This is a genomic window from Hungatella hathewayi WAL-18680, assembly GCF_000235505.1.
Classification (GTDB): Bacteria; Bacillota; Clostridia; order Lachnospirales; family Lachnospiraceae; genus Hungatella_A; species Hungatella_A hathewayi_A.
In genome coordinates this window covers 3,006,653-3,025,666 of record NZ_JH379027.1, presented here as the reverse complement: position 1 = coordinate 3,025,666, position 19,014 = coordinate 3,006,653, and the positions used below count along the sequence as shown (strand labels likewise).

Annotated in this window: 25 protein-coding genes; 17 read left to right on the top strand and 8 right to left on the bottom strand. The window is 52.3% G+C overall.

The features are described 5' to 3' along the window. The first annotated feature begins 22 nt into the window (after positions 1-22). The 10 genes from HMPREF9473_RS13650 to pgeF all read left to right on the top strand — a co-directional run bounded on the left by HMPREF9473_RS13650 (position 23) and on the right by pgeF (position 6,152). A complete protein-coding gene (locus HMPREF9473_RS13650) occupies positions 23-250 on the top strand; it encodes a KH domain-containing protein (protein ID WP_006780715.1) in 228 nt (75 codons plus the stop codon). 82 nt (positions 251-332) lie between these two features. Next, positions 333-845 (top strand): ribosome maturation factor RimM, encoded by a 513-nt coding sequence (gene rimM, locus HMPREF9473_RS13645; RefSeq protein WP_034859312.1) that lies wholly within the window; start codon positions 333-335, stop codon positions 843-845. Positions 846-879: 34 nt separating this feature from the next. Then, positions 880-1,689: a tRNA (guanosine(37)-N1)-methyltransferase TrmD gene (gene trmD / locus HMPREF9473_RS13640; RefSeq protein ID WP_006780713.1), complete on the top strand. Its 810-nt coding sequence runs from the start codon at positions 880-882 to the stop codon at positions 1,687-1,689. A gap of 120 nt (positions 1,690-1,809) precedes the next feature. Continuing rightward, positions 1,810-2,157 (top strand): 50S ribosomal protein L19, encoded by a 348-nt coding sequence (gene rplS, locus HMPREF9473_RS13635; protein ID WP_006780712.1) that lies wholly within the window; start codon positions 1,810-1,812, stop codon positions 2,155-2,157. A 74-nt stretch (positions 2,158-2,231) separates the two neighbouring features. Next, positions 2,232-2,777 (top strand): signal peptidase I, encoded by a 546-nt coding sequence (lepB, locus tag HMPREF9473_RS13630; RefSeq protein ID WP_034858433.1) that lies wholly within the window; start codon positions 2,232-2,234, stop codon positions 2,775-2,777. A 31-nt stretch (positions 2,778-2,808) separates the two neighbouring features. Next, on the top strand, positions 2,809-3,660 hold the full coding sequence (gene ylqF / locus HMPREF9473_RS13625; RefSeq protein WP_006780710.1) for a ribosome biogenesis GTPase YlqF: 852 nt from the start codon (positions 2,809-2,811) through the stop codon (positions 3,658-3,660). 4 nt (positions 3,661-3,664) lie between these two features. Beyond that, positions 3,665-4,174: a signal peptidase I gene (gene lepB, locus HMPREF9473_RS13620; protein WP_006780709.1), complete on the top strand. Its 510-nt coding sequence runs from the start codon at positions 3,665-3,667 to the stop codon at positions 4,172-4,174. A gap of 40 nt (positions 4,175-4,214) precedes the next feature. After that, positions 4,215-4,853: a ribonuclease HII gene (locus HMPREF9473_RS13615; RefSeq protein WP_006780708.1), complete on the top strand. Its 639-nt coding sequence runs from the start codon at positions 4,215-4,217 to the stop codon at positions 4,851-4,853. A gap of 27 nt (positions 4,854-4,880) precedes the next feature. Continuing rightward, on the top strand, positions 4,881-5,222 hold the full coding sequence (locus HMPREF9473_RS13610) for a YraN family protein (protein ID WP_006780707.1): 342 nt from the start codon (positions 4,881-4,883) through the stop codon (positions 5,220-5,222). Positions 5,223-5,300: 78 nt separating this feature from the next. Beyond that, entirely contained in the window at positions 5,301-6,152 is an 852-nt protein-coding gene (gene pgeF / locus HMPREF9473_RS13605) for a peptidoglycan editing factor PgeF (protein ID WP_034858429.1), read from the top strand. Between the two features lie 4 nt (positions 6,153-6,156). Here the strand turns inward: pgeF and HMPREF9473_RS13600 are convergent, their stop codons facing one another. Then, positions 6,157-7,035, bottom strand: a complete 879-nt coding sequence (locus HMPREF9473_RS13600) for a LysR family transcriptional regulator (protein ID WP_006780705.1) — start codon at positions 7,033-7,035, stop codon at positions 6,157-6,159. A 154-nt stretch (positions 7,036-7,189) separates the two neighbouring features. On the opposite strand from HMPREF9473_RS13600, the gene HMPREF9473_RS13595 reads away from it, so the two are divergent. Next, positions 7,190-7,768: a chromate transporter gene (locus tag HMPREF9473_RS13595; protein WP_138669446.1), complete on the top strand. Its 579-nt coding sequence runs from the start codon at positions 7,190-7,192 to the stop codon at positions 7,766-7,768. Continuing rightward, entirely contained in the window at positions 7,762-8,310 is a 549-nt protein-coding gene (locus tag HMPREF9473_RS13590) for a chromate transporter (RefSeq protein ID WP_006780703.1), read from the top strand. Before HMPREF9473_RS13595 ends, HMPREF9473_RS13590 begins: the two co-directional genes overlap by 7 nt. Before the next feature lie 116 nt (positions 8,311-8,426). On the opposite strand, the gene HMPREF9473_RS13585 is transcribed toward HMPREF9473_RS13590, so the two are convergent. Then, positions 8,427-8,729: a DUF6809 family protein gene (locus HMPREF9473_RS13585; protein ID WP_006780702.1), complete on the bottom strand. Its 303-nt coding sequence runs from the start codon at positions 8,727-8,729 to the stop codon at positions 8,427-8,429. Between the two features lie 31 nt (positions 8,730-8,760). Beyond that, on the bottom strand, positions 8,761-9,081 hold the full coding sequence (locus tag HMPREF9473_RS27740) for a ribbon-helix-helix protein, CopG family (protein ID WP_242830840.1): 321 nt from the start codon (positions 9,079-9,081) through the stop codon (positions 8,761-8,763). A gap of 132 nt (positions 9,082-9,213) precedes the next feature. Here HMPREF9473_RS27740 and HMPREF9473_RS13575 point away from each other — a divergent pair, with 132 nt between their 5' ends. Next, complete coding sequence (locus HMPREF9473_RS13575; RefSeq protein WP_006780701.1) at positions 9,214-10,392, top strand: iron-containing alcohol dehydrogenase; 1,179 nt, start codon at positions 9,214-9,216, stop codon at positions 10,390-10,392. A gap of 97 nt (positions 10,393-10,489) precedes the next feature. On the opposite strand, the gene HMPREF9473_RS13570 is transcribed toward HMPREF9473_RS13575, so the two are convergent. Continuing rightward, positions 10,490-11,242 carry an ABC transporter permease gene (locus HMPREF9473_RS13570; RefSeq protein ID WP_006780700.1) on the bottom strand — a complete coding sequence of 251 codons (753 nt, stop codon included), beginning with the start codon at positions 11,240-11,242 and terminating at the stop codon, positions 10,490-10,492. Next, positions 11,229-11,963 carry an ABC transporter ATP-binding protein gene (locus HMPREF9473_RS13565; RefSeq protein ID WP_006780699.1) on the bottom strand — a complete coding sequence of 245 codons (735 nt, stop codon included), beginning with the start codon at positions 11,961-11,963 and terminating at the stop codon, positions 11,229-11,231. Before HMPREF9473_RS13565 ends, HMPREF9473_RS13570 begins: the two co-directional genes overlap by 14 nt. 236 nt (positions 11,964-12,199) lie before the next feature. Here HMPREF9473_RS13565 and HMPREF9473_RS13560 point away from each other — a divergent pair, with 236 nt between their 5' ends. Next, positions 12,200-14,848 (top strand): cation-translocating P-type ATPase, encoded by a 2,649-nt coding sequence (locus HMPREF9473_RS13560; protein WP_006780698.1) that lies wholly within the window; start codon positions 12,200-12,202, stop codon positions 14,846-14,848. On the opposite strand, the gene HMPREF9473_RS13555 is transcribed toward HMPREF9473_RS13560, so the two are convergent. From HMPREF9473_RS13555 to HMPREF9473_RS13545, 3 genes are all read right to left on the bottom strand, one after another. Next, on the bottom strand, positions 14,845-15,594 hold the full coding sequence (locus HMPREF9473_RS13555) for a MerR family transcriptional regulator (RefSeq protein ID WP_006780697.1): 750 nt from the start codon (positions 15,592-15,594) through the stop codon (positions 14,845-14,847). The two genes, HMPREF9473_RS13560 and HMPREF9473_RS13555, sit on opposite strands and share 4 nt — an antisense overlap. A gap of 106 nt (positions 15,595-15,700) precedes the next feature. Continuing rightward, complete coding sequence (locus HMPREF9473_RS13550; RefSeq protein ID WP_006780696.1) at positions 15,701-16,003, bottom strand: helix-turn-helix domain-containing protein; 303 nt, start codon at positions 16,001-16,003, stop codon at positions 15,701-15,703. A 29-nt stretch (positions 16,004-16,032) separates the two neighbouring features. Beyond that, positions 16,033-16,341: a helix-turn-helix domain-containing protein gene (locus tag HMPREF9473_RS13545; RefSeq protein WP_085952380.1), complete on the bottom strand. Its 309-nt coding sequence runs from the start codon at positions 16,339-16,341 to the stop codon at positions 16,033-16,035. 120 nt (positions 16,342-16,461) lie between these two features. Here HMPREF9473_RS13545 and HMPREF9473_RS13540 point away from each other — a divergent pair, with 120 nt between their 5' ends. The 3 genes from HMPREF9473_RS13540 (at position 16,462) to HMPREF9473_RS13530 (ending at position 18,999) form a co-directional block, all read left to right on the top strand. Then, a complete protein-coding gene (locus HMPREF9473_RS13540) occupies positions 16,462-17,166 on the top strand; it encodes a hypothetical protein (protein WP_006780695.1) in 705 nt (234 codons plus the stop codon). Positions 17,167-17,432: 266 nt separating this feature from the next. Further along, on the top strand, positions 17,433-18,350 hold the full coding sequence (yhfZ, locus tag HMPREF9473_RS13535; RefSeq protein WP_006780694.1) for a GntR family transcriptional regulator YhfZ: 918 nt from the start codon (positions 17,433-17,435) through the stop codon (positions 18,348-18,350). A 289-nt stretch (positions 18,351-18,639) separates the two neighbouring features. Further along, entirely contained in the window at positions 18,640-18,999 is a 360-nt protein-coding gene (locus tag HMPREF9473_RS13530; RefSeq protein ID WP_006780693.1) for a PRD domain-containing protein, read from the top strand. Positions 19,000-19,014: the final 15 nt, after the last annotated feature.

Here is a 19,014-nt window from a genome sequence, read left to right as displayed (position 1 = left end):
TATGGAAAGTTGAGGTGAGAATATGAAAGAATTAGTTGAAGTAATGGCGAAAGCGCTTGTGGAACATCCGGAAGAAGTCGTTGTGACGGAAACCGTAAAAGGCGGGGAGACTATCGTAGAACTGAAGGTGGCTCCGTCTGATATGGGCAAAGTGATTGGGAAGCAGGGAAGAATCGCGAAAGCTATTCGTTCTGTTGTTAAAGCAGCAGCCTCGAGAGAAGACAAGAAAGTGATTGTTGAAATTCAATAATTCTAATAATCGTAAGACCGCCGGCCTGACAGGCAGACGGTCTTATTGCTTAGAGAGATGGAATAATAAAGAGGATATCATGATGGAAGATACACTGCGTGTAGGCGTTATCTCATCCACCCACGGCGTGCGCGGCGAGGTGAAGGTGTTTCCCACCACGGATGATGTGACAAGGTTTAAAGAATTAAAAGAAGTGATACTGGATACGGGAAAAGAACAGAAAATCCTGACGATTGAGCATGTGAAATTCTTTAAGAACATGGCAATCCTGAAATTCAAGGGTTATGATAATATAAATGACATTGAGATTTACAAGGGAAAGGATTTGCTGATTCCCAGGGAGCAGGCGGTGAAGCTGGCTCCCAACGAGAATTTCATTGTGGACCTGATTGGACTGAAGGTGGTGACGGAGGACGGAGATACGTTCGGCGTGATGACCGACGTTCTCCAGACAGGGGCCAATGATGTCTACGTGGTGGAGACACCGGAGGGGAAAGAGGTGCTGCTTCCGGCCATTCCGTCCTGCATTCTGGATGTGAATCTGGAGACCTCCACCATGACGGTCCACATCCTGGACGGGCTTCTGGATTTGTGATGGTTGTTTAATCTGACAAGAAAAGGGAGATACTATGAATTATCATATCCTGACGTTATTTCCACAGATGGTGCTGGACGGGCTGAACACCAGCATTATCGGCCGGGCCGTGGAGAAGCAGCTGATCTCCGTGGAGGCCGTCAACATCCGGGATTTTTCCAAGGACAAGCATAAACATGTGGATGACGCCCCCTACGGCGGAGGCGCCGGCATGGTGATGCAGCCGGGGCCGGTCTGCGACGCCTACGAGGACTTGTGTACCCGGCTGGGACGGCGGCCGAGAGTCCTCTATATGACGCCCCAGGGAAAGGTGTTCAACCAGAAGATAGCCAGCGAATTGGCCATGGAGGAGGATTTGGTCTTTCTGTGCGGCCACTATGAGGGCATCGACGAGAGGGCGCTGGAGATGATTGTCACCGATTATCTGTCCGTGGGCGACTACGTGCTGACCGGTGGGGAGCTGCCGGCCATGGTGATGATTGACTGCATTTCCAGACTGGTTCCCGGGGTGCTCAACAACGATGAGTCGGCGGAGATAGAATCCTTTTACGACAATCTCTTAGAGTACCCACAGTACACCAGGCCGGAGGTCTACGAGGGCCGGGCGGTGCCGGAGGTTTTATTGTCCGGCCACCACAAGAACATCCACGAATGGCGGCGCCGGGAATCCATCCGAAGGACCCTGGAGCGGCGGCCGGATCTGCTTGACGGTGCCAATCTTACCAAAAAGGAGCGGCAGTTTCTGGAGGAGTTAATGCAGGCGGCGAAAGAGGGCGATGAAGAGCCATCGGAGCAGTTACAACATGGCCTGGAAAATGGCCTGGGAAAACTGGAAGAATCATAAAAAAGGACTTGCAATACATGACATTTTATGATAAAATTAGTCGTTGTGAAAATTAAGAGATGGTCCTCTGTTGCGAAAAGTGAGCATTAAGAACATCAAACATATTAAGGAGGTTCACACGTGAACGATATTATTAAGAACATTGAAGCAGCACAGTTAAAGGAATCTGTACCGGTATTCCACGTTGGCGACACCATCAAAGTCTACAACAAGATCAAAGAGGGTAACCGCGAGAGAATCCAGGTATTCGAAGGCACAGTCATCAAGAGACAGAACGGTGGCGCAAGAGAGACTTTCACAGTGAGAAAGAACTCCAACGGTATCGGCGTTGAGAAGACATGGCCATTACATTCTCCATCCGTAGACAACATCGAAGTGGTGAGAAAAGGTAAAGTTAGACGTGCAAAACTGTACTACTTAAGAGACAGAGTAGGCAAGGCTGCAAAGGTAAAAGAATTAGTTAAATAATTCCGTTGATGTGGGGAGTTGTCGCGAAATACACGTGTACAGCTCCTTTTTACAATATAGCGAGGTGTTGCAGAGTGGATTTTTACCAGATGGAAGAGACGAACACGCTGCGGCGTGTGGTCAACTGGATTGTTGACATTGTCGTGGTCATCTCCCTGGCCTGGTTTGTGGTTTATGGATTCGGCACACAGATTCAGATTGTAGGACAGTCCATGGCGCCAGGGTTACCTCCCGACAGCGTTGTGCTGATGAACCGGCTGGTTTACGATTATGGGAACCCGAAGCGGTTTGACGTGGTGGTGTTCGAGCGGGATGACAAGAAATCAAATGTAAAGCGAGTGATTGGACTGCCTGGTGAGATGGTACAGATAAAGGGCGGTTCTATTTATATCAATGACGAGCTGCTGGAGACGGAGGAAGGCTTGAGCCACGTTTCCCTGGCGGGTCTGGCGGAGAATCCGGTGCGTCTGGAGGAGGACGAGTATTTCCTGCTGGGTGACAACCGGGACAGCAGTGAGGACAGCCGGTTTGCCAATATTGGAAATGTTAACAGGGCACAGATATCGGGGAAGGTGTGGATGCGCATTCTGCCGATTGTAGATATAGGACTGGTCCACTAAACGGGGCCGGGGACAGCGAGAGAGGTTATTTATGAATATACAGTGGTATCCGGGGCACATGACGAAAGCCAAACGTGCCATGAAGGAGGACATCAAGTTAATTGATTTGATTATCGAGGTGGTGGACGCGCGCGTGCCGTTTTCCAGCAGGAATCCGGACATTGACGAGCTGGGACAGAACAAGGCGAGAATCGTGCTTCTCAACAAGTCGGACTTGTCAAACGAGCGGTGGAATGACGCCTGGGCGGAGTGGTTTAAGAGCCAGGACTGTCATGTCATCAAGGTCAATTCCAGAAGCGGTGCTGGATTAAAGCAGATTAACAGCGTGGTCCAGGAGGCGTGTAAGGAGAAGATTGAGCGTGACCGCAGAAGAGGGATTTTAAATCGTCCCGTGCGGGCCATGGTGGTGGGGATACCCAATGTTGGAAAATCCACCTTTATCAATTCCTTTGCGGGCAAGGCCTGTACCAAGACCGGCAACAAGCCGGGAGTGACCAAGGGGAACCAGTGGATCCGGCTGAACAAGAGCCTGGAGCTTCTGGACACGCCTGGAATTTTGTGGCCCCGGTTTGAGAATCAGGAGGTGGGGCTTCATCTGGCGTTTATCGGCTCCATCAACGACGAGATTCTCAACAAAGAGGAGATGGCCGTGGAACTGCTCAAATTTATGATGGAGAACTACCGCCCGGTGATGGAGGAGCGGTATCAGATCGAGGGGGAGGACCCCTACAAAGCACTGGAGCAGATTGCAAGGGTGCGCTCCTGCCTGGCAAAGGGCGGAGAGCTGGATGTGAGCAAGGCCGCCAATCTGTTTGTGGATGATTTCAGGAGTGGAAAGCTGGGAAGGGTGACATTGGAATTCCCGCCGGCGGAAGAAGCATAATGAGATGAAGGTGTTGTTACAAAAGAGACGGCTGCTGTACCTGGCAGCGGTGATGATGCTGTCCTATGTGATGGTTCATCACGTGGTACAGAGAGTGGACGTCTACGGGGTGTCCATGTATCCCAATTATGTGGAGGGTGACATCATACTGGCGGACAAGGTATGTCTCTATTTTTCGGAGATTGAGAGATTTGACGCGGTGGTATTCCAGTATGAGTACCAGGACGATGAATTTTATATCAAACGGGTGATTGGCCTTCCGGGCGAGACGGTGCAGATTGTGGACGGCCAGGTTTACATCGATGGTGCTTTGCTGGATGACATTTATGCGACGGAACCCATCGAGAAGCCAAGACGGGCGGCGGAGCCGGTGGTGCTGGGAGAGGATGAGTATTTTCTTCTGGGCGATAACCGGAATGACAGTTCCGACAGCAGGGATTCCGATATTGGAAATGTCTCTGCCAGCCAGATTATCGGCAAGGCCGGGGTCCGCATCTGGCGCGGGGAGCGGTGATGTACAGATACAAAATTGATAAGAGATAGGACAGATACGTATGAAGACATTGAGTGGTGAGAAGTTACAGAAGGAACTGGAGCGCCTGGAGGCGATGAAGGAGTACGAGTATACGTATGAGGCGTGCAGCTTTATCTGCGGCATCGACGAGGCGGGCCGTGGGCCGCTGGCCGGGCCGGTGGTGGCCGGAGCGGTGATTCTTCCGAAGGACTGCCAGATTCTCTATTTAAACGACTCCAAGAAGGTGTCGGAGAAGAAGCGGGAGCTGCTGTTTGACGAGATTCGGGGGAAGGCGGTTAGCTACGGCATCGGCGTAGTGGGGCCGGGACGGATTGACGAGATTAATATTCTCCAGGCCACCTATGAGGCCATGCGGGAGGCCGTGTCCCAGCTGCAGCCAGCGCCGGAGATTCTATTAAATGATGCCGTCACCATACCGGGCATCGACCTGATGCAGATACCCATTGTGAAGGGGGATGCCAAGAGCGTGTCCATCGCGGCCGCCAGCATTCTGGCCAAGGTGACCAGGGACAGGATGATGGTGGAATATGACGCGCTGTACCCGGAGTACGGGTTTGTGAAGCATAAGGGATACGGAACGGCGGTACATATCCAGGCGTTGAAAGAACACGGGCCGTGTCCGATTCACAGGAGAAGTTTTATTAAGAATTTTGTGTGACGGCCGGCTGGCTGTGTGGAGGATGGGTTGAATAAGAGAGAGACAGGCAGTCGTTATGAATCCATGGCGGCTGCTTTTTTGGAACAGCAGGGCTTTCAAATACTGGAGAGGAACTACCGGGACAGGCGGGGAGAGATTGATCTTATCGCGAAGGATGGGAACTGTCTGGTGTTTGTCGAAGTAAAATACAGGAAAGACGCCAGAAATGGGTATCCGGAGGAAGCGGTCGGGTATGATAAACAACAGCGCATCCGGCATACGGCGGAGTATTATCTGTACAGACATGGACTGGGGGAGAATACGGTCTGCCGGTTTGATGTGGTCAGCATTCTGGGGACGGAGATAAGGTTGATTCGGGATGCGTTTTGAGGGATGAGGGAAGTATCATGGTGGAAGCATTATGGCAGAAATATCATGACAGAAGTATCATGACAGAAGTGGAGGGTGATGACGATGGAGTGGATACGGAAACAGAAGACGGAGGTTTTGAGGGAGCGGACGGCAGCGGATGTCCCGTTTTTGACATTTCCCATGCTGGATGACACCGGGCTGGTGATTGACGGCTTTTCCACCAGATTGGGCGGCGTCAGCGAGGGGAAGTTTGCTGCTATGAATTTTACATTTACAAGGGGCGACAATCCGGCCCATGTGATGGAGAACTACCGGAGAATGGCGGAGGCCCTGGGCGTGGAGATGGAGCGGATGGTACTGTCCTACCAAACCCATACCACCAATGTGAGAGTGGTCACGGAGGAGGACGCGGGAAAAGGGATTGTGAAGGAGCGGGATTACACGGATGTGGACGGCATGATTACCAATGTGCCGGGGATTACGCTGGTGACCTTCTATGCGGACTGTGTGCCGCTGTACCTGCTGGATACGGCCCACAAGGCCATCGGTCTCAGCCATTCCGGGTGGAGAGGGACGGTCAACCGGATGGGGAAGGCCACAATGGAGGCCATGGCAAGGGAATACGGCTCCAGGCCGGAGGATATGATTGCCTGTATCGGCCCCAGCATCTGCCAGGACTGCTATGAGGTGGGGGAAGAGGTGGCGCAGAATTTCCGGGAAGCCTTTGAGGCGAAATACTGGCCGGAGCTGCTGGAGGAGAAGGCGGGCGGAAAATACCAGCTGAACCTGTGGCGGGCCAATGAAATCATCTTCCTGGAGGCGGGCATCCGGCCGGAGCATATCCAGGTGACGGATATCTGCACCCACTGCAACCCGGAGCTTCTGTTCTCCCACAGGACCTGCGGGGATGAGCGGGGGAATTTGGCGGCGTTTCTGTGTTTGAAGTAGTAACTCAAGATTGTTTCGATTCACTGACACATAACAGCAAATCCTTAAGAGGAGCTGTTATGTGTTTTTCTTTGTGGTACATGACGCTCATGGGATTGGTGAGGGTCAGGCCGGGGATGTGAAGCTGGACCAGCATTCCCGTCCCAAGTTCCGGCCGCACCAGCTCCTCCGGCAAAACCGCGATGCCAAGACCTGCCCTGGCCGCCTCCATCAGGGCGCCGGAGTTGACGCTTGTCCAGCTGGGAGTAGGAATGAGTCCATGGAGGTACAAAAAGCTGTCAAAGGTATCCCGGACCGCACTGCCTTTTTCCCGCAGAAGAAGGGGACAGGCATGAAGCTCCTGCAAGGTCCCCGGTTTTCTCCTCTCCAGGAATGCAGGACTGCACACCAGACTCAGCGCATAGGAGGAAAACGGGGTACAGACATAGGGGCCGGCGGGCGGCGCTCCCTCGAGAAAAGCAAGTTCCGCGCCGCCGGCCCCCAGAACCTGCAACGCCCCCGCGGCGCTCTGCACCTCCACCTGCACCGGCAGCTTCGGCCATTTTTCCTGAAACCGGTTCAGGATATCCGGCAGTTTCCAGGAGGCGATGGTGATGCTGGAGACAATGCGGATGGGCGCCTGGCATTCCAGCCGTCCCAGCCGTCCCTCCAGGGCCTGGAAGGAGGACAACAGCGGCAGGGATTCCTCCAGGAGCATGCGGCCGCTCTCCGTGATGCGCACACATTTTTTCAACCGCTCAAACAGAAGCGTGCCTGCCTCCTCCTCCAGTTCCTTCACGGCGTGGGAGACGGCGGACTGGGTGATATAGAGTGTTTCAGCCGCCTTTGTAAAATTTCCCGTTTCCGCGACGGCTTTCAGAATCTCAAGATGACGAAGCGTCATAGTCCGGTACCTCACTTTCTATCATTTCAACAATATCGCTGTTCATATTTCCATCATTTTATCATGAATAAAACTAATCGATTTCATAATATTATATCATTTTACGCATGCTTCCACAAGGCGTATAATGGCTGGAGAGAGGATGGTAGAGGACATGAGACAACGAATGAAATACCTGTGGCTGCTGGGAATCAACCTGTTTATCAGCAGCTTTACTTTTGGCGGCGGCTACGTGGTGGTTCCCATGATACGCAAATATTATGTGGAGAAAAAAGGACTGTTTTCAGAAGAGGAGCTGATGGAGATGGCGGCCATCGCCCAGTCATCCCCAGGTGCTATCGCCATCAACTTATCAGGATTGGCCGGTTACCGGGTGGGAGGAGTCCCAGGGGCCGCCATCAGCTGCCTGGCCGCGGTGATACCTCCGCTGGTGATTCTGTCGGCCATCTCCCTGTGGTATTCCGCATTTTCCAGCAATCCGGTGATTGCGGCGGTGCTGGGCGGCATGGAGGCGGGGGTGGCAGCGCTGATTGTGGATTTGGTGACGGATATGTGCCAGATGATTGTGAGGGAGCGCTCCTGGCTGCTGACGGCCATCATTCCCATATCGTTTCTGGCCAACTTTGTGTGTCATGTGAACGTGGCGCTGATACTGGCGGCCTGCTGCGGCGTCTGCGTCATGAAAATCTGGTGGGAGAGGAACCGGAAGAGAGGAGGGGAATCCACATGCTGAGTGCGTTAACGGAACTTTTGTGGGCATTTTTCAGAATTGGGACGTTCAGCATCGGGGGCGGCTACGCCGTCATTCCCATGATTGAGGAGGTGGTGGTCCGGCAGAACGGGTGGGTGAGCCGCCAGGCATTTACGGATATGATAACCATATCCCAGATGACGCCGGGGCCGCTGGCCGTCAACATTTCCACCTTTACAGGGATGCAGATAGCGGGAGTGTTTGGAGCGCTGGCGGCGACCTTTGGCTGTGTGATCTCCGGAATTCTGATTGCGATTGGACTGCACCGGTTTTTTCAGAAGCACCGGGAGTCGGTCTATGTGTTTGAGGTTTTAAACGGGCTGAAGGCCGCCTCGCTGGGACTGATTGTGTCGGCCTCGGCCACCATATTGATTATGGCGTTTTTCCGAAGCGGTGTGGTGCGGATGGCGGATTTGAATCTCCGGGCGGTGGTGGTGTTTGGCGTCAGCCTGGTGCTGCTTCGGAAATGGAAGATAAATCCCATTCTGCTGCTGGCGCTGACGGGGCTTAGCGGTCTGTTGTAGTATGTTGTAGAGGTGTGAGGAAACTGCCGGAATGGCGGGCGAAAGAAAGTCCCGTCCGGGAAACGGAAGGTCTCCGGGCGGGGCGTATGATTCGATGATAGGGGATGAGTCCGGCGTCATGCGACGGCGTCGTCATGTCGTATCAGATTGTCAGATTCGGTGACAATCTCCGTCATCATCAGGATGCCTGTCCGGTATCCGGCGATGAAACGGTCTCTGGCATAAATCCATTCGGCCTTTGCCTGTGCATCACAAAACTGCTCAAAGAGCTGGTTTCCCTCCTCATCCAGTTTCTCCCTCAACTGTTTGGCAAGCCGGCCCATGGTGTCCGTGGCCTCCCGGTACTGCGGGTTCCCGCGGTAAGTGACGGGGACGACGGCCAGGTCTTCCTCCGCAAATGCCTCCAAAATCTTACCCATAATAGATACCTCCTTCTTGCATCTTATTTTCTTATTGTTTGGGCAGGGAGTCGAATACCAGATTGATTCCCTGACGTACAACTTCGGATTTACTGGTGCCTAACTGCTCCGCGGCTTGTTCCAGCTTCCGATACACTTCCTCATCAATACGCAGGCGAAACAGCATATCCTTTAAACTGTCAGTATGACGCCCTGGTTTTTTCTTTTCGCTGATAGTGGACACCTCCTGTTCTGAACATAGTATTATCATATCACATGTGACTGCGGCAGACAATAGAAATACCCCGTATTTGGATAATAAATGTAACCGTCCAGACGGCGGAAAAAGTGGCGCGGAAAGTGCCGTCTCCACGATTGCCAAGTAAATACAGGAGAGGAAGCCAGGCTTGATTTCACTTATTGTGCTTTTGATACCGATGGATTATAATAGCTGGTATATGGTTTTTAACGGTAGCATGGTTGACGACAGAAGGAGGAAACAGCGATGAGGAATTTTAAGTATTTTACCCCTACAAAGGTGATTTTTGGAAGAGAGACGGAGACGCAGACCGGGGAACTGGTGAAGGAGCTGGGATGCAAAAAGGTGCTGATTCACTACGGCGGCGGAAGTGTTGTCCGCTCCGGATTGCTGGAACGTGTGAAAATGTCTCTGGACGGGCAGGGGATTGCCCATGTGGAGCTTGGCGGCGCGGTGCCCAATCCCAGATTATCCCTGGTGTACGAGGGGATCGAGCTGGCGAAGCGGGAGCAGGTGGACTTCGTGCTGGCGGTGGGCGGCGGAAGCGCCATCGACTCGGCCAAGGCCATCGGCTACGGCGTGGTCAACGAGGGGGATGTTTGGGAACTGTATGACAGGAAACGTCAGGCGACAGGATGTCTGCCTATTGGGGTGATTCTGACCATAGCGGCTACGGGAAGTGAGATGAGCGATTCCTCCGTGATTACGAAGGAGGACGGATGGGTGAAACGCGGTTACAGCAGTGATTTCGGCCGTCCGGTGTTTGCCATCATGAATCCGGAGCTGACCATGACGCTGCCGGATTATCAGACGGCCTGCGGCTGCACGGATATTCTGATGCACACCATGGAGCGCTACTTTACCTCCGGCGGCAATATGGAAATCACGGACAGCATTTCCGAGGCGCTGATGCGCACGGTTATCACCAATTCCATTATCCTGCGGGATGAGCCGGACAATTATGATGCCAGGGCGGAAGTGATGTGGGCGGGAAGTCTGTCCCACAACGGTCTGACGGGGTGCGGCACGGACGGCGGCGATTTCGCCACCCATATGCTGGAGCATGAGATAGGCGGACTGTACGATGTGGCCCACGGCGCCGGGCTGGCAGCTGTGTGGGGAAGCTGGGCCAGATATGTCTACAAGGACTGTCTCCACAGATTCCACCGTTTTGCCGTTAATGTGATGGCGGTTCCGGATGAGGGCGCACCGGAGGAGGTGGCGCTGAAGGGGATTGAGGCGCTGGAGGAATTCTTCCGCTCCATCCATATGCCCACTTCTCTGAGCGAGATGAATCTGGACCCGACCGAGGAGGAGATGAAGCTGATGGCGCATAAATGCAGCGTCGCCGCAGGCGGCGCGAAAGGCTCGGCCAAGGTGCTCCACGAGGAGGACATGCTGGCAATCTATGAGATGGCGCGTTAAATGACGGCAGAGCTCCGATGACAATAAAAAGAACCGTTTTCCCGGCTGGCGGACAGCAGGCCAGGAGGGAACGGTTCTTTTTTGATTTGCGGCTGTTTTAGGACTCTGTCTCCCACTTGAAAAATCGTAGGGAGACAGCCACGCAGAGTACCGCCAGAATTGCCATGATAAGTACCGGCCCTGTCACGCTGGTGATGGGAAGCCCTAAGGAGGCGGCCTTCAAAAGTTTGATGCCCTGGGTCAGCGGCAGGATATCGGCGAACTTTTGCAGCACCTCCGGCATGATTTCATAGGGCAGGGTAGCGCCTGAGAACAGCAGCATGGGGAAGTACAGGACGCTGGCGATTATGCTGGCAATCTTCGCGTTGGGGGCCACACCGCCCACCATCATGCCGATGCTGAACATGGAGACCATGACCAGCAGATAGCCGGAGAGAAATGCGGCAGGGGAGCCGCGGAAGCGGTAGCCGAAGAATACCGCCGCCGTCAGATACAGAGACAGCAGGGAAATGACGGCGTACAGCGTGTAGATGGCCACCTGCACCAGCAGAATCAGGGCAGGGCTGACGGGAGTCACCTGGTACCGCTTCAGGATATGTTTTCCCCGGTAATCCGACACTACCAGCGGCAGTCCCATGACGCCGCCGGCGCAGATGGCAATGGTGGAAAACGCCCCGAAGGACTGCTCCAGAAAACTGTATCCGGACCCCTCAAAGGCCGGCCGGTTCCCGTAGATGACGCCCAGAATCACCAGCACCACCAGCGGCGCGATGATGGCAAAAATCACCATATCCATTCCCCGCAGGGAAAGTTTCAATTCTGTTTTCAACATGGTCTTAAATGGTCTCATGATAGTCTCCCTCCTCATCCGTAAACCAGAGATAGGCATCCTCCAGTTTTTCACAGGAACTTGCTTTCAGGGCTTCCGGGACAGTCCCGTAAAAGACGGCTGTTCCCTTTTTCAAAATGCAGATACAGTCGCAGAGCGCCTCCACCTCATCCATAAAATGGGAGGTGAGGAAGATAGTCAGCCCTTTTTCCTTTAAATCCAGCAGAATTCTCCAGACTTCCCGCCGCGCCCTGGCGTCCAGGCCCGTTGTCAATTCGTCGAGGAAGACCACCTCCGGGCTGGGAATTAACGCCAGCACGAGGAAGAGTCTCTGGCGTTCTCCTCCGGAGAGGGAACTGACCAGGCTCTTTGTCTTGTCCCATATTCCGAACTGTCTCAGCAAATCCTCCGGTCTGGCTGCGTGCCGGTACAGGGAGGCGGTCACCTCGCACAGCTCCGAGACGGTTATCTTGTCCTGATAATTGGTCTCCTGAAACTGTACTCCCACGTGTTCAAACAGCTGTTTGCGCCCATCATGGGGATTCATTCCCAGAATGGACACATGTCCATCGTCCGCCTTCTTCGTCCCGAGTATGCACTCGACGGTTGTGCTTTTCCCGGCTCCGTTAGCTCCCAGCAGTCCGAAGACGGTACCCTTTTCCACAGACAGGCTGAGGGAATTGACGGCATGCAGGCTGCCGTATGACTTTGACAGCCGGTCTACTTTGATGATTTCTGGCATGTTGTCTGCCTCCTTTTTTTGTTTTTGTCATTCTGACATGTCTAAGATATCACAGCGGTAAACATTGGTGTTATAATGGAGGGTATCGTATAAAATACCGTTAAGCTTTCTCCATCTCTGTTGACATTCCCCCCTGTTACCCATATAATGAGGCACAAAATTCTTTTTCGCTGGCCTCCGCCTGATGGCGGTCAGAATATAAACATTTTAATCAAGAAAGGAGTGGTATATCCAATATGGATAATCACAGACAGGTGCCTTGGCACACACAGAAACTTGAGGAGGTATATGAAAGATTACATACCTCCGAGAAGGGATTGAGCGATGCTGAGGCTGCCGAAAGGCTGAGAAAACATGGGCGCAACGAACTGCGCTCGAAACCTCCGAAAACAATGCTTCAAATGCTGAAAGCGCAGATTATGGACCCGATGGTGCTCATTCTGCTGGGCGCGGCAGCATGTTCCGCCCTATTGCAGGAGTGGACGGAGGCGGCAGTGATATTTACAATCGTGGTAATCAATGCGGTGATCGGCATTGTCCAGGAGAAGAAGGCACAATCCTCACTGGAGGCTCTGCGCAGCATGAGCGCTCCCACAGCCCGGGTTTTGCGGCAGGGGGAGGAGAGTATCGTCCCGGCCAGCGAGCTGGTGGTGGGCGACGTGGTTCTGCTGGGGGACGGGGACATGGTTCCCGCCGATATGCGCCTCATTGATTCCGCCAACTTAAAAGTACAGGAAGCCTCCCTGACCGGTGAGTCCGTCCCCTCGGAGAAGGACGCGGACGAACTGCTTAAGGAGGATTGCATGCTGGGTGACCGCAGCAATATGGTATATACTTCCGCAATCGTTACCTACGGCCGCGCCACGGGCGTGGTGGTTGCCACCGGGATGGACACCGAGGTGGGTAACATTGCTGGAATGCTAGACAATCAAGATGAACTGGACACCCCGCTCAAGCGGAAGCTGAACGCGGTGGGGAAAACCCTGACGGTGGCCGGTCTGATTGTATGTGTTTTGATCTTTCTTATCGGCGCGCTGTATCAACGCCCGCTGGTTCCACAATTTCTCGTGGCGATATCCCTGGCGATTTCCATTATCCCGGAGGGACTGCCCGCCACGGCCACCATTGTGATGGCGCTGGGCGTGCAGCGCATGGCGAAGAGAAACGCCCTGATTCGAAAGCTGCCCGCCGTGGAAACCCTGGGCAGCGCCACGGTGATTTGCTCCGACAAAACGGGAACGCTTACCTTAAATCGAATGACGGTGACCCATATCGCGGTCAACGGAGATTTTGAGGAGGGCAGGGCAACGCCTGTCCATTCCGCCGCCAGACTCCACCCGGAAGTCTATCAGCATCTGGTATACGCGGCGGCCCTGTGTAATGACGCAAGCCTTGACCCCGACAGGAAGGGAGAGATTATCGGCGACCCCACCGAGGGCGCGCTCATCCATATGGCCCAGGCATTCGGTATCGACCATGAGGCGCTGGAAGCGGAATATCCCCGCTTTTGGGAACAGCCCTTCGATTCCGACCGGAAACGCATGACGACGGTGCACCGGATTGATAGCCAGTGGAAGGCGTACACCAAGGGCGCGGTGGATGAAATGCTTCCCCTCTGCACCCATATCCTGACGGCGAAGGGCATACGGCCCATCACGGAGGCCGACAGGGAGAATATCGCAGGGCTGTGTCTTCAGATGTCGGAAAATGCTTTGCGTGTGCTGGGATTTGCCATGCGGACCCTTTCTGTGGTACCGCAGGAGGATGAGGAAGATTTGGAATTTGACATGACCTTTGTGGGAGCGGCCGGCATGATTGACCCGCCTAGAAGGGAGGTGGCCGAATCGGTGCATACCTGTCTTTTGGCAGGGATTCGCACCATCATGATAACCGGCGACCATAAGGTGACGGCTCTTGCCATTGCCAGGGAACTGGGGATTTACCGGGAAGGAAATACGGTGATTTCCGGTGACGAGCTGGATTGCATGAGCGATGATGAATTGGACGAAGCGGTGAAAACGACCACGGTCTTTGCCCGTGTATCGCCTGCCGACAAACTGCGGATTATCCAGAGTTTGAAGCGCACCGGCGAGGTGGCCGCCATGACCGGCGACGGGGTGAACGATTCTCCGGCACTGAAAGCGGCGGATATTGGCGTGGCCATGGGTGTCACCGGCACGGACGTTGCCAAGGATGCCTCCGACATGATTCTGCTTGACGACAGTTTTACCACAATCGCCTATGCGATAAAGGAGGGCCGCCGGGTATACCGCAATATTCAGAAGGTGATCCAGTTCCTGCTGGTGGGAAACATTGCGGAAATCACGACCCTGTTTGTGGCGACCATCTTTAACTGGGACGCCCCGCTGCTGGCGGTTCACATTCTGTGGGTAAATCTTGCCACGGCGACCTTGCCCGCGCTGGCCCTGGGCGTTGACCCGGCCAGCAAAAATATCATGAGACACCAGCCGGTCAAATCCGGCACCCTGTTTGAGAAGGACCTGGTGCGGCGGGTGGTGACGCAGGGAATATTTGTGGCGGCCCTGACGATGGCGGCCTACTGGATTGGTGTGAGGATGGGGAATCATACCGTGGGCCAGACCATGGCCTTCTGTACGCTGGCGTTCTCGCAAATGCTGCGGGCCTTCAACCAGCGTTCCAATACGGAACCGATCTGGGTGCGGGCCGAGGGGCTCAACCTGTGGCTGTTCCTTTCCTTTGCGGTATCGCTTTTGCTTATGCTCTGCATCCTGTTTGTGCCGGCCCTGCAGAGAGCTTTCCGGCTGACGCTGATGGGTGGGAGAGAGTGGCTGGTGGTAATCGGACTTTCCCTTCTCTCCATCGTTCAGGTGGAGGTAGGAAAGGCAGTGAAAAGGCTGGGTTAAGAGAAACGCTTTTTCATATCCAATAACATGGCCGTCATTTTGAGGGCATTTTCCTCGGCGGCCAGCAGGGAGGAGAGCAGTCTGTCGCAGACAGCGATGATGTCCTCCTCCTCATTGGGGGTATCCAGGGCGGTCTTGATATCCGTATCCGGATTTTTGGAAAGCTGGTGCAGCATGCGCAGGATGGCTTCCAGGGAATAGTTGGCGCACCGGAGAGAGCGGATGATCTTGAGCCGCCGGATATCCTCATCCAGATAGACCCGGTATCCGTTCTGTCTGCGCCGGACGGACAGCAGGCCGTTCATTTCCCAGTTTCGCAGCGTATCCATGGAGATGCCAAGGTAATCGGACACCTCCCTGCGCCTCATGAACCGCCCAGGAAGCTCCTCCTGTTCCACGCCATACAAAATCTGCTTCGCCAGTTCAATGGCCTCCTCCGCATGGCGATATTCCAGCCGCACCATCTCTAAATATTCCCCCGCCAGTTGAAGCGCCCCGTCAAAGTCCCCGGCGGCGGACGTCTTCACCAGCTGAATCACCTTTTTCCGAATCCCATTCTGCAGCACCTCCACCTGAAACCCCAGCCTGGCCAGCCGAAACTGCTCAATATGAAATTCCGTAAACACCCGGTACCCATTCCCCAGCCTCTCCGGCCGCGGGATCAATTCCAACTCCTCATACAGCCGCACCGTATTCGGATGGATACCGATGAGGGCGGCGACTTGGGATGTTTTGTAGGTTTTCATTGTGTATCCTCACTAATCTTTTTATAGAGAAATAGTATAACAGATATAGTCATGTATGACAAATAAAGTCCGAAGGTCATCTTTCGATACCTGCGGACTTTTTCTCTTACATATGATTCATTAAATCAAGGAGTATCTCTTTTTGAGTCTCGTTTAATGTGCTCCATTTTTTAAATAACTCCTTTTGCTGTTCGGTTAACTCAATTGGCTCACTACCATCGGAGAAAAATTGTGCTAGCGTGATTCCAAAAGCATTACACATGATTTCCAGTGTTGGAAGTGTCGGGGCGTTATTTCTTTTAAATATGTTAGCAATTGTAGTTTGCGATAAGTTTGAATTTTTGGACAATCGGTATTCTGACCAGCCCCGTTCGTCCATGAGCTGCTGGATGCGCTTTTGTATGTCCATATCATCACCTTCCTATCAGCAGCTATTACTTACTGATTCATATTAGCTATCAATTTTAATAATATATTCTGCTGTTTCTCGTTTAGTTCTGACCAATATATTAAGAGCCGTTGCTGTTCTGGTGTTAATGTAACCGGCGCACCATCTTCTGTAAAAAAGCAGGATAAGGTTATCCCGAAAGCTGCACATAGAGCAGACAGAGTATTAATGGTAGGAGCAGTATTTCTTTTAAACATAGTTGTGATAGTAGTATCTGATAAACCTGCTCTTTTAGCCAATTCGTAAGTAGTCCAGTCACGTTCCTTCATGAGATAACTTATTTTTTCCTGTATATCCATAAAACCCCCTCTTTTGTAACTATACTATCACGCAATATGGTGGTATAATAGTGATAATCTGTCAGGAAAATATCTTTAAAATGAGTGGCATAAGATTAAATTTCAGGGAGGAAATGCAACATGATAAATTTTGGCTATATCGGACATGACATCGTATTAGATAGGAATTTGAAAGAGAATATTTCAAGAAGTATCGGGGAATTACTCTCAAAAGATAAGGAGTTCAACTTTTATTTTCTTGAGGAGGACCAATTCTCAACATGCATTTACGAGGCAGTCCGGCAGATAAAAAACGAGCGGAGTGATTTGAAAATCAACATAGTTTTAGTGGAAGCAGAGGTAGAAGACACCAAAGCAACCTTCGAATTCGATAAAACAGTGACGGCCCCCAATGTGAAGAAAAACGCTCATTTTATAGTTAATATCAGAAGAGCACAGAGATGGATCATTGACCAGGCCGATTATTTATTAACCTACTTGTATACGGACATTTGTCTGGAAGATAAACGACTGTTAAATTTCATAAATAAACGAGTCAATGGCGGGAAACTAATTTTACTAGATTTAACAGAACCGGAAACACTCTCTATTATCAGGGCACAACGCTCTAAACTGCCGGCCAGCCAAAGAAATGTCTATGAGAAAATGCTGTCCGGCATACCAGGTAAAGAAATTGCAAAAGAGAAGGGGATTTCATCCGCACGGGTTTGCCAGATTTATCGGATTTCCTGTTCCAAACTGCGCATTTATACGCACTGCGCTGTTAGAAAAAAGTATGATTTGTTGGCAATAAAAAAAGAAACGAGCAGCCCGCTTGAGTCATAAGACCGTACGGTGAAAACCCATTTCCTACAACAAAATATAAAGGATATGGGCATATATGTCAAGCAAAAAGTCAGAATGGCAGTGGTGGAGCGGTACAAAATAAATGCTATTTATCCACTTTTGTCTGGTTCGTTTTTTATATAAAATTTCCCAAATATTCATATTGACGAACCCACAAAACAGTAGTATGATAACAATATACAAAAAAATGTATATTAAGCGTCAGCAAGTGTACATATCACACGAAGGATAAAAAAGGAGCATTTATGGAAGGCTATCTGTTTCAAAAAACGGGAGTTGCCATCGGACAGCTTGCGCTGGATTTGTTATCCAGAAATGAGGGGGAGCGTATCCCTACCGTGTCTGAATATCAGGAAAAGTTTGGCGTGTCCCGCGGAACGATTCAGAATGCATTTAAATATTTGAAGGACAATGGGGCCATCAGTATCGGGTATCACGGGCATCTGGGGGCTTACATTGAGACGATTCATTATGGGAAGCTGCAGAGCTGCTGCATCAGGAAGGAACTGCTGGGGATTATGCCGCTTCCGTATTCTACCACCTATGAAGGATTTGCCGCCGCGATTTATATGGAGCTGGAGAAACTGAATTTCAATATGGCCTACTCCAGAGGCGCGGGTGGAAGAATCCGCCTGGTGGAATCGGGGACCTATCAGTTTGCGGTGGTGTCCCAGTATGCGGCGGAGTACTCCATAGAAAATGGGAGCGATATCGAGGTGGCTCTCAATTTCGGGCCGGGGAGTTTCCTGTCCAGACATGTGCTGCTGCTGAGAGATACTACGAAAGAGGGAATCTGTGACGGGATGCGGGTTTCCTACGACAGCGCCTCCCTGGACCAGAGCAGAATTACAAAGAATATCACAAAGGGGAAACAGGTGGAGTTGGTGAATATCAAAACCCAGAACACCGTCTCGTCCCTGTTAGACGGCACCATAGACGCCGGTATCTGGAACTACGATGACATTATCGACAACAAGTACCGCCAGCTGAAGGTGGTGCGCCTGACGGATGATGTATACGATGACAAATTCTCCACCGCCGTGATTGTCATCAAAAAAGGAGACGAGTACATGCGCGCCCTGCTGGAGAAATATATCAATATTCCTTCGGTGCTGAACATCCTGAAGGAAGTGAGAGAGGGAAAACGGCTGGCCGACTACTAAGGCCGGCGTTTCCCGCCTGGAAATGGCTGCCGGGCCTGCGTCCAAGGCGGACTGCCGGGTTCCCGGCTACACATTGACTGCTGAATTCCCGGTTTCGCACTGGCCACCGGGTTTCCAGCTTCGGCGCGAAAGCGCCAGGAGTTCTCTAAGAGGAACTCACATATCAACTCAATATACATTATTTTGTACTTTGATAGCAGCTACATCAATATACAAAAAAATGTACATAGAAAAAAGAAAACAAGAACACCAATCAACAGAACCAAAACGGATCAAAAAGGAAGGAAGTATGGAACTGAAAGAAGAGCTTTACACGCGGCTGCAAATCCTGGAGGATGGGGGCCTCATATCCGATCGTGTGACCGCGTGCTGCAAACAGGTGATTGAACTGATCCTGGAGGAAAAGCCGGACGTGGATGGGGAGCGGTTTGGCATGTTTGTGACCCATCTGGCCATGGCCATGCAGCGCGTCCGGACCGGCCAGCAGGAGAACCCTATCGACAGCCAGGTGCTGGAAACCGTCAAAATGGACGTGGCCTATCCCAGGGCGGAAGCATTTTCCAGGAAAATGTTCCCGGTCTGCGGCGTGGAGTTCCCCCAGACGGAGCAGGATTTTTTAAAAGTCCATCTTTGCAATTTATTCACATAAAAAAACAAAAAAGGA

Excerpts from the sequence above, each read along its gene's own strand:
- HMPREF9473_RS13650 (WP_006780715.1), top strand. The coding sequence starts at position 23 with ATGAAAGAATTAGTTGAAGTAATGGCGAAAGCGCTTGTGGAACATCCG.
- rimM (WP_034859312.1), top strand. The coding sequence starts at position 333 with ATGGAAGATACACTGCGTGTAGGCGTTATCTCATCCACCCACGGCGTG.
- trmD (WP_006780713.1), top strand. The coding sequence starts at position 880 with ATGAATTATCATATCCTGACGTTATTTCCACAGATGGTGCTGGACGGG.
- ylqF (WP_006780710.1), top strand. The coding sequence starts at position 2,809 with ATGAATATACAGTGGTATCCGGGGCACATGACGAAAGCCAAACGTGCC.
- lepB (WP_006780709.1), top strand. The coding sequence starts at position 3,665 with ATGAAGGTGTTGTTACAAAAGAGACGGCTGCTGTACCTGGCAGCGGTG.
- HMPREF9473_RS13615 (WP_006780708.1), top strand. The coding sequence starts at position 4,215 with ATGAAGACATTGAGTGGTGAGAAGTTACAGAAGGAACTGGAGCGCCTG.
- pgeF (WP_034858429.1), top strand. The coding sequence starts at position 5,301 with ATGACGATGGAGTGGATACGGAAACAGAAGACGGAGGTTTTGAGGGAG.
- HMPREF9473_RS13600 (WP_006780705.1), bottom strand. The coding sequence starts at position 7,035 with ATGACGCTTCGTCATCTTGAGATTCTGAAAGCCGTCGCGGAAACGGGA.
- HMPREF9473_RS13595 (WP_138669446.1), top strand. The coding sequence starts at position 7,190 with ATGAGACAACGAATGAAATACCTGTGGCTGCTGGGAATCAACCTGTTT.
- HMPREF9473_RS13590 (WP_006780703.1), top strand. The coding sequence starts at position 7,762 with ATGCTGAGTGCGTTAACGGAACTTTTGTGGGCATTTTTCAGAATTGGG.
- HMPREF9473_RS13585 (WP_006780702.1), bottom strand. The coding sequence starts at position 8,729 with ATGGGTAAGATTTTGGAGGCATTTGCGGAGGAAGACCTGGCCGTCGTC.
- HMPREF9473_RS13575 (WP_006780701.1), top strand. The coding sequence starts at position 9,214 with ATGAGGAATTTTAAGTATTTTACCCCTACAAAGGTGATTTTTGGAAGA.
- HMPREF9473_RS13570 (WP_006780700.1), bottom strand. The coding sequence starts at position 11,242 with ATGAGACCATTTAAGACCATGTTGAAAACAGAATTGAAACTTTCCCTG.
- HMPREF9473_RS13565 (WP_006780699.1), bottom strand. The coding sequence starts at position 11,963 with ATGCCAGAAATCATCAAAGTAGACCGGCTGTCAAAGTCATACGGCAGC.
- HMPREF9473_RS13560 (WP_006780698.1), top strand. The coding sequence starts at position 12,200 with ATGGATAATCACAGACAGGTGCCTTGGCACACACAGAAACTTGAGGAG.
- HMPREF9473_RS13555 (WP_006780697.1), bottom strand. The coding sequence starts at position 15,594 with ATGAAAACCTACAAAACATCCCAAGTCGCCGCCCTCATCGGTATCCAT.
- HMPREF9473_RS13550 (WP_006780696.1), bottom strand. The coding sequence starts at position 16,003 with ATGGACATACAAAAGCGCATCCAGCAGCTCATGGACGAACGGGGCTGG.
- HMPREF9473_RS13545 (WP_085952380.1), bottom strand. The coding sequence starts at position 16,341 with ATGGATATACAGGAAAAAATAAGTTATCTCATGAAGGAACGTGACTGG.
- HMPREF9473_RS13540 (WP_006780695.1), top strand. The coding sequence starts at position 16,462 with ATGATAAATTTTGGCTATATCGGACATGACATCGTATTAGATAGGAAT.
- yhfZ (WP_006780694.1), top strand. The coding sequence starts at position 17,433 with ATGGAAGGCTATCTGTTTCAAAAAACGGGAGTTGCCATCGGACAGCTT.
- HMPREF9473_RS13530 (WP_006780693.1), top strand. The coding sequence starts at position 18,640 with ATGGAACTGAAAGAAGAGCTTTACACGCGGCTGCAAATCCTGGAGGAT.